The sequence below is a fragment of the Conexibacter stalactiti genome (assembly GCF_033542075.1).
In the GTDB taxonomy this organism is placed as follows: Bacteria; Actinomycetota; Thermoleophilia; order Solirubrobacterales; family Solirubrobacteraceae; genus Conexibacter; species Conexibacter stalactiti.
In genome coordinates this window covers 20,838-33,978 of sequence record NZ_JAWSTH010000028.1, presented here as the reverse complement: position 1 = coordinate 33,978, position 13,141 = coordinate 20,838, and the positions used below count along the sequence as shown (strand labels likewise).

Annotated in this window: 10 protein-coding genes; 1 reads left to right on the top strand and 9 read right to left on the bottom strand. The window is 71.1% G+C overall.

The window, feature by feature from the left end:
• Position 1: 1 nt before the first annotated feature.
• Together R7226_RS12515 and recJ are read right to left on the bottom strand one after the other, a co-directional pair.
• Positions 2-2,275: a RelA/SpoT family protein gene (locus R7226_RS12515; protein WP_318597500.1), complete on the bottom strand. Its 2,274-nt coding sequence runs from the start codon at positions 2,273-2,275 to the stop codon at positions 2-4.
• A gap of 71 nt (positions 2,276-2,346) precedes the next feature.
• On the bottom strand, positions 2,347-4,908 hold the full coding sequence (recJ, locus tag R7226_RS12510; protein ID WP_318597499.1) for a single-stranded-DNA-specific exonuclease RecJ: 2,562 nt from the start codon (positions 4,906-4,908) through the stop codon (positions 2,347-2,349).
• Positions 4,909-5,013: 105 nt separating this feature from the next.
• Between recJ and R7226_RS12505 the strand changes: the two genes are divergently transcribed.
• Positions 5,014-6,318 carry a GNAT family N-acetyltransferase gene (locus R7226_RS12505; RefSeq protein WP_318597498.1) on the top strand — a complete coding sequence of 435 codons (1,305 nt, stop codon included), beginning with the start codon at positions 5,014-5,016 and terminating at the stop codon, positions 6,316-6,318.
• A gap of 65 nt (positions 6,319-6,383) precedes the next feature.
• Here R7226_RS12505 and R7226_RS12500 read toward each other — a convergent pair whose 3' ends face one another.
• From R7226_RS12500 to R7226_RS12470, 7 genes are all read right to left on the bottom strand, one after another.
• Positions 6,384-6,647, bottom strand: a complete 264-nt coding sequence (locus tag R7226_RS12500) for a hypothetical protein (protein WP_318597497.1) — start codon at positions 6,645-6,647, stop codon at positions 6,384-6,386.
• A 20-nt stretch (positions 6,648-6,667) separates the two neighbouring features.
• Positions 6,668-9,616 (bottom strand): protein translocase subunit SecD, encoded by a 2,949-nt coding sequence (gene secD, locus R7226_RS12495; RefSeq protein WP_318597496.1) that lies wholly within the window; start codon positions 9,614-9,616, stop codon positions 6,668-6,670.
• Positions 9,617-9,628: 12 nt separating this feature from the next.
• Positions 9,629-10,078 (bottom strand): PAS domain-containing protein, encoded by a 450-nt coding sequence (locus R7226_RS12490; RefSeq protein ID WP_318597495.1) that lies wholly within the window; start codon positions 10,076-10,078, stop codon positions 9,629-9,631.
• 140 nt (positions 10,079-10,218) lie between these two features.
• Positions 10,219-11,238 (bottom strand): Holliday junction branch migration DNA helicase RuvB, encoded by a 1,020-nt coding sequence (gene ruvB / locus R7226_RS12485; protein WP_318597494.1) that lies wholly within the window; start codon positions 11,236-11,238, stop codon positions 10,219-10,221.
• Complete coding sequence (gene ruvA / locus R7226_RS12480) at positions 11,235-11,828, bottom strand: Holliday junction branch migration protein RuvA (RefSeq protein WP_318597493.1); 594 nt, start codon at positions 11,826-11,828, stop codon at positions 11,235-11,237. Before ruvA ends, ruvB begins: the two co-directional genes overlap by 4 nt.
• Positions 11,825-12,319, bottom strand: coding sequence for a crossover junction endodeoxyribonuclease RuvC (gene ruvC / locus R7226_RS12475; RefSeq protein WP_318597492.1), 495 nt, complete (start codon positions 12,317-12,319; stop codon positions 11,825-11,827). The genes ruvA and ruvC overlap by 4 nt, the downstream gene beginning before the upstream one ends.
• Positions 12,320-12,361: 42 nt before the next feature.
• Positions 12,362-13,111 carry a YebC/PmpR family DNA-binding transcriptional regulator gene (locus R7226_RS12470; protein ID WP_318597491.1) on the bottom strand — a complete coding sequence of 250 codons (750 nt, stop codon included), beginning with the start codon at positions 13,109-13,111 and terminating at the stop codon, positions 12,362-12,364.
• Positions 13,112-13,141: the final 30 nt, after the last annotated feature.

Genomic DNA, 13,141 nt, shown 5'->3' with positions numbered 1-13,141 from the left:
CTCAGGCGCCCGCGCCCGGGGTGACGCGGTAGGCGTCGAAGACCGCCTCGATGTTGCGCAGCTTCGTGATCGTCGTGTCGAGCGTCTTGGTGTCGGCGACCTCGATCACGAAGCGGTTGCGGATCATCGGCGGATTCGACGTGCAGCGCGCATCGACGATGTTGATGCCCGCCTCGCTGAACGTGCGCGCGAGGTCTTCCAGGAGGCGGTGCCGGTCCCAGCCGTCGATGTGGATCTCCACCTTGAACGACGTCGCCGCCTCGCCGTCCCAGGAGACGGGCGTGAAGCGGTCGGGATCCTTGCGCAGGACCTGCACGTTGGGACAGTCCTCGCGGTGGATCGTGATGCCGCGCCCGAGCGAGACGTACCCGACGATCTGGTCGCCCGGGACCGGGCGGCAGCACTTCGCCAGCCGCAGCATCACGTCGCCGATGCCGTCGACGGAGATGCCGAAGCTGGTCGATGAGGTCGTCGGGCGGCGCTCGCGCTGCGGGTTGGTCTTCAGCAGGTCGTCGGCGGCGGTCGGCGTGCCCTCGGCGGCCTCGCCCTGCTTCAGCCGCTGCATCACCTTGTTGACGACCGTTCTCGGCGAGACCTTCGCGGCACCGAGGGCGATGTAGAACTCGTCGCCCTTGCGGAAGCCCATCTCGCGGATGATGTCCGCCAGCAGCGGCGATCCGACGATCCGCTGGGCCGGCAGCCCCTGCTTCTTCAGGTGCTCCTGCAGCAGCTCGCGGCCGGCGTGCTCGGTGTCCTTGCGCGACTCGCTCTTGAACCACTGCTTGATCTTGTTGCGCGCGCGCGTCGTCTTGACGAGCGCCAGCCAGTCGCGCGACGGGCCGCGCTCGCGCTTGGAGGTCAGCACCTCGACGATGTCGCCGGAGCGCAGCTCGTAGGAGAGCGGGACGATCTTGTTGTTGACCTTCGCGCCGACGCAGCGGTGGCCGACATCGGTGTGGACCTCGTAGGCGAAGTCCAGCGGCGTCGCGCCGGCCGCCAGCGACTTGACCTCGCCCTTCGGCGTGAAGACGAACACCTCGTCCTCGAAGAGGTCGACCTTCAAGGTGTCCATGAACTCCTTGGGGTCCGACATCTCCTGCTGCCAGTCGAGCAGGCGGCGCAGCCACTTGAGCTTGCCGTCGCCCTCGTTGGAGGTCGGGTCCTGCTTGTAGATCCAGTGCGCGGCGATGCCGAACTCGGCCATGTCGTGCATCTCACGCGTGCGGATCTGGATCTCCAGCGGGCGTCCCTCGGGCCCGATCACGGTCGTGTGCAGCGACTGGTACATGTTGAACTTCGGCATCGCGACGAAGTCCTTGAAGCGGCCGGGCAGCGGCTTCCAGAGCGAGTGGATGACGCCGACCGCGCCGTAGCAGTCCTTCACCGAGTCGACGATCACGCGCATGGCGGTGAGGTCGTAGATCTCGTTGAACTCGCGACCCTTTCTCGTCATCTTCGAGTAGATCGAGTAGAAGTGCTTCGCGCGCCCGGAGATCTCGGCGTGGATGCCGAGCGCGTCCAGTTCGCGCGCGACGAAGGCGCCGGCCTCGTTGACGTAGCGCTCGCGCTCGGCCCGCTGCTGGTTGACCAGCCCCTTGATCTCGTTGTACTTGCGCGGGTGCAGCGTCGCGAACGCGAGGTCCTCCAGCTCCCACTTGATCGCGTGGATGCCGAGGCGGTGCGCGATCGGCGCGTAGATGTCGAGCGTCTCCTTCGCCTTCTCGATCTGCTTCTGCTTCGACATCGCCTCGATCGTGCGCATGTTGTGCAGGCGATCGGCGAGCTTGATCAGGATGACCCGGATGTCCGAGGCCATCGCGACCATCATCTTGCGGTAGTTCTCGGCCTGTGCCTCGTCGCGCGACTGGAAGGTCAGGCCCGTCAGCTTCGTGACGCCGTCGACGAGCCCGGCGATCTCCTCGCCGAACTTCTCCTGCACGTCCTCGAGCGACGCGCTCGTGTCCTCGACGGTGTCATGCAGCAGCGCCGCGCACAGCGTCTCGGTGTCGAGCCGCATCCCGGCGCAGATCTTCGCCACCCCGACGGGGTGGATGATGAACTCCTCGCCCGACTTGCGCCGCTGGTCGGCGTGGTGCTCGCAGGCGTAGACGAACGCTCGCTCGACCTGCGCGCGGTCGATCTCCAGCGGGCTCTCGGCGGCGTGCTCCTCGACGATCGCGAAGAGGTCGCCGAGCAGCTCGCGCTCGGAGGCGGAGAGGCCGGCCGCGTCGACCGGGCTCGGCACGATCGGATGATCGACGCCGTCGACGGGCATGCGACCGCCGCCGACCTCGGTCTCGGCATGGGCGACCGCGGCCTCGCCGTTGGCGCGGCCGTTTGCCCGCGTCAGGCGGGCGGTGGTCCGTCCGTTGGTGTCGTTGCCGTCTCGAGCAGAAATCGCTGGCCGTCCTCGTATCGCGCTGTGGCGGCCCGGAAGGTCGCGGAACGTTCGAGCTCTGTGCGCTCACCGCTCACGACCGCAAGGGCCTGCAGCTCCCGGTCGAGGCTGACGAGCTCCAGCTCCTCGAGGATCGTCACCAGCCGAGCGGCTGACTGCACCGAACGGCCGTGCCCATCCCCGCGAAGCAGGCGCCCGAACTCCTCGCCGGCCACTCCCCCGCGGTCCCGAAGGGCCCGGTAGAGCGGCACGAGCGCAGCACGGATGCCGTACTCCGACTCATGGATCTGCACCGCAAATCGTAGCTCAGCGTCGGACCACGTCAGATGCGTCCACGATTTCGCCCCCTGGAGGCTGCTGGCGCGCATGCGCGCGTCCTGCAGCCGGGACGCCGGCGGGTCGAGCACGACGACGTGATCGAAGCCCTGTCCCAGCTCCGGAGCGCGCTCCAGGTCGGCGTGCGAGACGAGCGAGAAACCGCCGGCGCGGGCGGCCAGCGCCTCCAGCCGGCGGGGCACGTCGGCACAGACCGCGAGCACGGCGGCCCCGCCGGCGACGAGGTCGCTGACGACCGCCAGGCCGCTCTCGCCGCGGCGGTCGGCGACGAGGCCGTAGGAGAACGGCGACGGCGCCTCCGGCGGCTCCGTGGCGCGCGGGCCGCGCAGGCGCTCGAGCTCCGTCAGCGTCGCGGCGAGCCACGCCGTCGGATCGACCGGCGCCGCAGCGAGCACGACGATCGGCTCCCGTTCGGGAACGGAGGCGTGGCGCAGCAGCAGCCGCGGCTCGACGGCCCCGTTCCACTCGTTGCGCTCCAGCCGGAAGGTCGCGTCGGACGGCGTCTGCTCCGGCACCGGGAGCCTGCCTTCGCAGCCGAACGCGACCGCGCGGCAGCGGGCGCCGCCGGCGCTGACGCTGAAGCGGGCATGTCTGCCCTCCTGCCCCATCGGCCGCAGCTCGCCGAACTCGGCGCCGGGCACGAGCAGGTTGACCTTCGGGTTGCCCATCCCGGTCGGCTCCAGCCGCGCCAGCTCGTCGGCGAGCGCGAGCCCGAGCGCCCTGCCGCCGACGACGGCGTCGACGCGCTCGACGGGGATCAGGTCCTCGGCGCTGAGGTGGGTCGCCGCGTGCGCCTCGAAGGCGGCGCGCAGCTCCTCCACCCTGTCGGCGCCGATCGTGACGCCCGCGGCGGCGCGGTGGCCGCCGTAGCGCTCCAGCAGCGGCGCGGCGGCGTGCAGCGCGCCGAGCAGGTCGAAACGCGGGATCGAGCGGCCCGAGCCGGTCCCTCTGCCACTGTCCGGGTCGAGCGCGATCAGCAGCGCGGGGCGGTTGGTTCTCTCGACGACTCTGGAGGCGACGATCCCGATCACACCGGGATGCCAGCCCTCGCCGGCCAGCACATACGCCGGCCGCTCGCCCAGCTCGCGCACCTGCGCCTCGGCCTCCCACAGGATCCGCTGCTCGGTCATGCGCCGCTCGGCGTTGGCGCGGTCGAGCTCCTCGGCGATCGAGGCGGCGCGGTCAGGGTCCTCGGTCAGCAGCAGCTCGACGCCGGCGTCGGCGCGGTAGAGGCGGCCGGCGGCGTTGATGCGGGGCGCGAGCCGATAGCCGACAGCGCCGGCGTCGAGGCCGCTGGGGTCGACTCTGGCGACCTTCATCAGCGCGCGCAGGCCGACCTTGCCGGTCGAGGCGAGCGCGCGCAGGCCGGCGCGCACGAGGCGGCGGTTCTCGCCCCGCAGCGGCACGAGGTCGGCGACCGTCGCAAGCGCGACGAGGTCGAGGTCGTCGTCGGCGGCCGCCGGATCCTGCCCGGCCGCGGCGTAGAGCGCCTGCGCGAGCTTGTAGGCGACGCCGCCGGCGCAGAGGTCGGGGAACGGATACGAGCAGATCCCCGGGTGGACGATCGGCGCGTCCGGCAGCCTGCCGTCGGCGCGCGGCTGATGATGGTCGGTGACGACGACGTCGAGCCCGGCGGCCCGCGCCGCCGCGACCTCCGCGACCGCGGTGATCGCGCAGTCGACCGTCACCAGCAGTCTCGTCCCGCGCGCGGCGAGCCGGTCGACCGTCCCCGGCGAGAGCCCGTAGCCATCGTCGATCCGGCTCGGCAGGAACCAGTCGACGTCGGCGCCGAGCCGCCGCAGCGCACGCAGCAGGATCGCGGTCGAGGCGACCCCGTCGACGTCGTAGTCGCCGTGGATCGTGATGCGGGTGCCGGCCCGCACGTGGCGCATGATCGTCTCGACGGCGACGTCGATCCCCGCGAAGGCGCTGAAGGGATGCTGCTCCTCGGCGGCGAGGAAGGCGCGTGCCGCCTCGGGGTCGGCGTAGCCGCGCCGCACCAGCACCTGCGCGAGGGTGCGGCTGCAGCGCAGCGCCATCCGCAGCGCCTCGACCGCCGCGACGTCGCACGGCGCGAGCGCGATCCGGCGCTCCGGCGGGGCGCACGGGGTCGCGTCGGGGGCCAGCTCGGGCGAGACGGGTGAAGCGGCGAGCGGTGGCAGCGTGGCGGACACGGACACCCAGGCTACGGCGCACCCCCGACGGACCGCTTCACGGCTGGCGCCGGCGGCAGCGGGCGGCGGGCGCCGCAACGCTCGCGACCTTCTAGCCTGACTCCCGTGCCCCCGACACCGATCGACTACCGCCCGCTGGCGCCGGCAGAGTTCGACGCCTTCGCCGACAACCTCGACCTCGCCTTCCACGAGACCTCGACCGCGGCCAAGCGCGACAGATGGCGCGCGCTGCTCGACCTCGACCGCACCGTCGCGGCGTTCGACGGGCCTCAGCTGGTCGGCACCTCGGGCGCCTACGCGCAGCGGCTGTCGATCCCCGGCGGCGAGCTGCCATGTGCCGGCGTGACCGTCGTGACGGTGCGGCCGACCCATCGCCGCCGCGGGATCCTCACGCGGATGATGGCCGAGCTGATCGAGCAGGCGCAGGCCGCCGGCGAGCCGCTCGCGTCGCTGTGGGCCGCCGAGGGCGGGATCTACGAGCGCTTCGGCTACGGCGTCGCCTCGCGTCGCCAGCGCCTCTCGCTGCCCGGCGGCGCCGCCGCGCCGCGGCCGCGGTTTGACGCCGCGAGCGCGCCTGACCGCGCGGCGCCCGCCCACGCTTCGGCGCCCGCGCACGCGTCGACGTCCGCCCACACGATCGAGCTGCTGCCGCTTGACGGCGCCGCCGACCTGCTCGACCCGCTGTGGGAGCGGCTGCGGGCGCGGCGGCCGGGGATCCCGGCGCGCACGCGAGCGTGGTGGACGCGCCGAATCCTCACCGACTTCGAGGAGGAGCGTCATGGCGCGATGCCGAAACGGCTCGCGCTCGTGCGCGACGACGCAGGCGCGCCGCAGGGCTATGCGATCTACCGCGCCAGGGGCGGCGGGCCCCACACCGATCCCGTGCTCGAGGCGCTGGAGCTGATCGCGCCCGATCCGGAGGCCGAGGCGGCGCTGTGGGGCTATCTCGGCAGCATCGACCTCGTCTCGCGGATCGACGCCTTCGACCGGCCGCTCGACGATCCGCTGCCGTACCGCTACGCCGACTTCCGCCAGCCGTGGCCGGTCGAGCCGGCGTGGCCCGACGCGCTGTGGCTGCGGCTGCTCGACCTGCCGGTCGCATTGGAGGCGCGTGCCTGGCACGGCTCGCTCGACCTGACGCTGGAGGTCGCCGACGCGCGCCTGCCGCTCAACGCCGGGCGCTGGCGGCTGCAGGTCAGCGCCGACGGCACGTCACGCTGCGCGCGGGGTGACGGCGCCGCCGACCTCGCGCTCGACGTCGCCGCGCTGGGCGCCGCCTACCTCGGCGGCACGACGGTGACGATCCTCGCGGACGCCGGCCGCGTCGTCGAACTGACGCCCGGCGCGCTCGACCGCTTCGACGCCGCCCTGCGCGTCCCGCGGCTGCCGTGGACGCCGGAGTTCTTCTAGCCCTGAAACGACGACGCGCCCCTTGTAGGGGCGCGTCGATCCAGCTTCAGATTCATGCGGGCGCGTTACGCGTCCACAGGGCTCCAGCCGGCCTTTCTCTCGCGCCGCAGCCCCTCGAAATAGCAGAGGCCGAGGCCGATCAGCGCGCCGGGGATGCCCTCGGCGGCCGTCAGGATCGAGACGTCGTCGTTGCCGGGCACGCTGAAGCCGTTGACGATCAGGCCGAACAGCGAGGCCCCGATCATCGCCGCCAGGAATGCTCCGACGATCCCGCCCCAGTAGTGGTCCGGCAGGAAGATGGTGAAGTGCCAGATCGCAAGTCCGATCATGACCCACACGAGCATGCCCATCAGCGCGGCCTCCCATGGCGGCGGCGGCGCGGTGGTGCCGGTCTTCTCGGCTCGTTCACCATGCCATCGTTCTCAGGTTCGTCGGGTGCGCGACCGTCGGGATCGCGCGCCGGCGGCGGCGGGGGCGGCGGTGAGGCCGTCGCCGTGCGGGCGCGGCGTGGCGGGCGGGTGACCGCCGCCGCGCCGTCCTCGACGTCGATGTCGCGCTTCATCTCTTCGAACTCGTCGGCGCTGACGCCGCGCTCCGGATCGTCGGGCGCCGTCAGGCGACCGCGTCTGCGCACCTTGCGCTCCGGCTCGACGTCTACCGGCGCGCCGGAGGTCGCGAGCGCGTACGGCGGCACGATCCCGCCGTTCTCGGCCTTGATGCGACGACGACGCGTCGTGTAGACCTGCTCGCGCTCCTTCCAGTGCCACAGCACCGGACCGGCGATGAAGACCGACGAGTACGCGCCGGAGAGCACGCCGACGAGCAACGCGAAGGCGAAGTCCTGCAGCGTCTCGCCGCCGAAGATCATCAGCGCCAGGATCGGGATGCCGGTCGACAGCGAGGTGACCAGCGAACGCGTCAGCACCTCGGACATCGAGCGGTTGACGATCTGCGAGAAGGCGGCTCGCGGCATGCGCGGCATGTTCTCGCGGATTCGGTCGAAGACGATGATCGTGTCGTAGAGCGAGTAGCCCAAGACCGTCAAGAGCGCCGCGACCGTCGACGCCGTCACCTCCCGGCCCGTCAACGCGTAGATGCCGCTCACGATCAGGATGTCGTGCGCCACGGCGATCAGGACCGGCACCGCGAATCTCCACTGGAAACGGAGCGCGATGTAGGCGGAGATCACGAACAGCGACGCGATGATCGCGACGATCGCGTTGTTGGCGATCGTCTCGCCGAAGCTCGGCCCGACCGACGAGCTGGTGAAGTTGGTGACGCCGCCGAAGTCTCTCTCCAGCGCCGTTCTCAGCTCCTGCACCTGCGTCGGCTCCAGCTGCTCGGTCGAGATCTGGACCACGTTCGGCCCGAGCGCCTCGTTCTGAACTCTCTGGATCTTCGCGTCGGAGGCGCCGACGGACTCGAGCGTGGCGCGCACCTCGCTCTCGTCGGCGGGCTGCACCAGGTTGGTGGTGACGCGCGTGCCGGAGGTGAAGTCGATGCCGAAGTTGATCCCCTTCGACCCGATCGCCAGGGCGCAGATCAGGAGGATGATTCCCGACAGCGAGAAGAACCATCTGGAAAGCCCCATGAAGTCGGCGTTCCATCTGTGGCCCTCGCCGCCGGCACCGAGGGCGGATGGGCGCGCGAGCAGTCTCGTCTTGCCCATCGTCGTGAGTATCGCCTGGGTCGCGAGGACCGCGGTGAAGAGCGAGACGAGCGTGCCGACGCCGAGCGTGAAGGCGAAGCCCTTGACGCCGGCGGTCGCCAGCATGAAGAGGATGAACGCGACCATCACCGTCACCACGTTGGCGTCGATGATCGCCGTCAGGCCCTTGCGGTAGCCGACGGAGATCGCGGCCGGCACGGACCGCCCGGCCCGTACCTCCTCTTTCACGCGTTCGAAGATGACGATGTTCGCGTCCGCCGCGACGCCGATCGTGAGGATCGTGCCGGCGATGCCGGGCAGCGTCATCGTGATCGGGACGAGCTTGATCAGCGCGTAGAAGTAGACGCCGTAGATCAGGAGCGCGACCGTCGCGATCACGCCGAGGATGCGGTAGAAGGCGACGAGGAACAGCGCGACGAGCGCGAGGCCGACGGCGCCCGCCAGCAGGCCCTCGTTGAGCGCCTGCTTGCCGAGCGTCGCGGAGACCTGCGACTGCGAGATCAGCTCGAGGCCGATCGGGAGCGCGCCGAGCTTCAGCAGGTTGGCGAGGTCCTGTGCGGACTGGATCGTGAAGCCGCCCTCGATGATCGCGCCGTTCTCGCCGTCGATGCCGTCGGGGAGGCGCTGCGGATCGATCGATGCGACCGAGATCAGCTTGCCGTCGAGCGCGACGGCGAAGTGCTGGGCGACCGTCGCCGAGGTCGTGCCGGGAAGCGCCAGGCTCTGGCCGCGCTGCGAGATCTCGCGCGTGACTCTCTGGAACGCGTCCTTGCCTCTGTTGGTGAATCTGAACTCGACGTCCGGCTGCTGCGACTGGTTGAAGCCCTGCGCCGGGTCCTTGATGTCGTTGCCGGAGAGGGCGACGTTGTCGCGCAGCACGTAGAAGCGCGCGGCGGGGTCGTCGATCTCGATTCTCTCGCCGGCGCCGCGCGTGACGGCCTGCAGCACGACCCAGCCCTGCGGCACCTCGAACACCTGGGTGCCGGCCGGGAGCGACGTCGCTCTGCTGTCGATCGCGGAGACGAGGTCTCTCTCGGTCTTCTCCGGACCGGCGAGGTATCTGCCGTCTCTGTCGAAGGCGTAGTACGCCGAGCCCTCGCGGGAGCCGCCTCTGGAGTCCGTCGACGCTCTCTGTCTCGACGCGAGTCTGACGGCGTCGAGCAGCGTCTGGCCGCGCGATGCGTCGCCACCGGCCTGGCTGATGCCGGTCGCCGTCGGCTCCTGGGAGGCGAGCTGCGGGGCGACGAATCTGCCGTCGGGCCCGAGGACGTTCTCTTCCCAGTCGTAGAAGTAGAGCTGCGCCGGCGTGCCGACCTGGGCCTTCGCGCGCTCGATGTCCTGCACCGAGGGAAGGCCGACAGAGATCTGGTCACTGCCTGCGCGCACGATCTCCGGCTCGCCGACGCCGAGCTGGTCGACACGGTCGCGGATGATCTCGACCGCGCGGTCGACCGCCTCTGCGGTCACTCTCGGGACCTGCGGGGTCGGCTCGCCCTGGTAGACGAGCTCGACGCCGCCTTCGAGGTCGAGGCCGAGCTTGGTGTCCTTCGTCGCGATGACGATGCCCGAAGCTGCGAGCAGCCCGATGACGAGGAGAAGGATGAGGCCAGTGCGGCGACGTTCGTTCATTGGTCGGTGATGCTACTTGGAGGGAGTGAGCACGAGCAGCAAGCCGCCGTCGTCGTCGTAGGCGGGAAACAAGTCGGCAACAGCTTGCGCGGGGAGGTCGCCCTCCGCGTTGACGGTGACCGGTCTCCCTAGAGCGCGCACGCCCCATTCGAGGACCGTGCCGACGGGATCGTCGCCGTTGGGAAAGTCGAGGCCGAGCACTTCGCGCACCGAGCGGCCGATGACCCTCTCGTCGTCGAGCCCGGTGAGCTCGAAGGAGCCGCGCCCGCAGCCGATCACGCGACCCTCGCGGTCGCAGACGAAGAAGGCGGCGTTCGGCGCCGGGTAGTAGTCGTCCAGCAGCTCGAAGAGAAAGCCGAAGCCGCACTTCGCGCACCCCTTCGGGACGCGTGTGAAGCCAGCATTTCGATCGCTCTCCGAGGTGCGGTTCCCGCAGTTCGGGCAGATGAAGAGATGGGCCATCGCGTGCCTAGGATACGTGGGTCGGACTGAAGCGCGGGTTGGGAACCGTTCAAGGCGACCTAAAGCGCGACAGGCACGAATCCGAAGTTCGGCGCATGGCGGCCGATCCGGCGTTCGCGCACGTCGCGCAGAAGTTGTTGTCAGAACAGCTTGACGGCGTCGGCGGGTGGCTCGATGCCGAGATGCGTCCACGCTCGGCGGGTCGCGACGCGGCCGCGCGGGGTGCGCTCGATCAGGCCACGCTGGAGCAGGTACGGCTCGTAGACGTCCTCGACGGTGTCCTGCTCCTCGCCGACCGCGACGGCGAGCGTCGAGAGGCCGACCGGGCCGCCGCCGAACATCTCGCAGATCGCGCGCAGCAGCTCGCGGTCGAGCCGGTCGAGGCCTTCGTGGTCGACCTGCAGCAGGTCGAGCGCGTGGGCCGAGATCGCCTCGGTCACGACGCCGTCGCCGCGCACCTCGGCGTAGTCGCGCACGCGCTTGAGCAGACGGTTGGCGACGCGCGGCGTGCCGCGGCTGCGGGCGGCGATCGCGCGCGCGCCGGCCGGCTCGATCTCGATCCCCAGCAACGACGCGGAGCGAGTCACGATCCGGCCGAGGTCGTCGGGACCATAGTGCTCGAGGCGGTGCTGGATCCCGAAGCGGTCGCGCAGCGGCGTGCTCAGCAGCCCGGCACGGGTCGTCGCGCCCACCAGCGTGAACTTCGGCAGGTCGAGCGTGACCACGCGCGCGCCCGCGCCCTGGCCGACGGTGATCGGCAGCTGGCCGTCCTCCATCGCCGGGTAGAAGGTCTCCTCCAGCGCCCGCGGCAGCCGGTGGATCTCGTCGACGAAGAAGACCGCGCGCGGCTCAAGCGCCGTCAGGAAGGCGGCGACGTCGCCCTTGCGCTCCAGCGCCGGACCGGCCGTCTGTATGAAGGGCACGCCCAGCTCCTCGGCGACGATCTGCGCCAGCGACGTCTTGCCGAGCCCGGGCGGGCCCGCGAGCAGCACGTGGTCGAGCGCGTCGCCGCGCGCCGAGGCCGCCTCGATCGAGACCGCCAGCTGCTCGCGCACCGCCTCCTGCCCGACGAAGTCGTCCAGCCGCCGCGGGCGCAGCGTCGTCTCGGCCTCGTCCTCCTCGGGCAGCGCGCCCGGCGTCTGGATCCGCCCGCCGCTCATCTGCGCGAGGTCCGCAGCGCGTGGGCGATCAGCTCTTCAGGAGTCTCGCCCGGGGCTCTGGCGAGCAGCCTCTCGGCCTCCTCTGGCGAGAAGCCGAGCCCGACGAGCCCTTCGCGCGCGAGCGTGCGCGGGTCGTCGGAGGCGGTCACCGATATCGCGTCCTCGGGCAGCGTCACGCCGGCCTTCTCGCGCAGCTCGACGATGATCCGCTCGGCCGTCCGTCTGCCGATCCCAGGAACGGCCTGGAAGCGCTTCGCGTCGCCGCCGGCGAGCGCGGAGAGCAGCTCGCGCGGCGTGCCGCCCGACAGCACCGCCAGCGCGACCTTCGGGCCGACCGACTGGACGCCGAGCAGCATCAGGAAGAGGTCGCGCTCCTCCTCGGTCGCGAAGCCGTACAGCTGCAGCGCGTCGTCGCGCACGATCAGGTGGCTGTGGAGCGTGACCGACTTGCCGGCCGCCGGCACCTGCTTGAGCGTCTCGCTGGAGACGGCCAGGCGGTAGCCGACCCCCTGCACGTCGACGACGACGTCGCCCCCGCTCGGCGGCGACGGGCGGCGGCCGGCCACCTCCCCGCGGACGAGCGCGATCACGCGGTCACCAGCGCGGCGGCGAGCGGCGCGCGGTTGGTGTGGCAGATCGCGACCGCGAGCGCGTCGGCGGCATGGTCAGGGCGCGGCAGCTCGGTCAGCGCCAGCAGGCGCTGGACCATCTGCTGGACCTGCAGCTTCTCGGCGCGCCCGTTGCCGCAGACGGCGTTCTTGATCTGCTGCGGCGTGTAGGAGCTGCACGGCAGATCGTGCTGGCCCGCGGCCAGCAGCACGACGCCGCGCGCCTGGCCGACCGCCATCGCCGACCTCGCGTTGGCGCCGAAGTAGAGGTCCTCGATCGCGAGCGCCGCCGGCGCGTGCTCGGCGATCAGCTCGCAGACGCGCGCGTGAATCGCGGCGAGGCGGCGCTCCAGCGGCAGGCCGGCCGCCGTCTCGATCACGCCGCCGTCGAGCGCGACGGTGCGTCCGCGCCGGCTGGCGACGACGCCGTAACCCGTGTTGGCGGTGCCGGGGTCGATGCCCAAGACGATCATCTGTTCGTATTCTGCGGCAGGAGGCGGACGCCTCCCCCGCGCTCAGCCGGCGATTCGTTCCAGAACGTCCGCGTCGACGTCGAAGTTCGCGTGGACCTCGTTGACGTCGTCGTTCTCGTCGAGCGCGTCGATCAGTCTCAGCAGCTTCGTCGCGGCGTCCTCGTCGAGGTTGACGCGCGTCTTCGGGCGCTGCGTCACCTCGGCGTTCTGGATCGCGACCTCGGCCTCCTCGAGCGCCTTGCGGACGCCCGAGAGGTCGGAGGGCTCCGTGAGGATCTCGAAGACGTCCTCGTCCTGCTCGATGTCGAGCGCGCCGGCGTCGATCGCGACGATCAGGTCGTCCTCGGAGTATCTGTCGGCGTCGACGACGATCACGCCCTGTCTGTCGAACAGGTAGGCGACCGAGCCGGGCTCGCCGAGGCTGCCGCCGTGCTTGGAGAGCATGTGACGGACGTCGGCGCCGGTGCGGTTGCGGTTGTCCGACAGCGCCTCGATCAGCAGCGCGACGCCGCCGGGGCCGTAGCCCTCGTAGAGGATCGACTCGATCGCGTCGGCGTCGGCGCCCTCGCCGGTGCCCTTCGCGATCGCGCGCTCGATGTTGTCCTTCGGCATCGAGGCGTCCTTCGCCTTCTGGACCGCGTTCGCGAGCGTCGCGTTCAGCTCAGGGTCGCCGCCGCCCTCGCGCGCCGCGACCGTGATCGCACGCGCGAGCTTCGTGAAGGCCGCGCCGCGTCTCGCGTCGACGATCGCCTTCTTGTGCTTGATTCCCGCCCATTTCGAATGTCCGGCCATGGGCGTGATTGTATGTGCCCGTCCGACGAA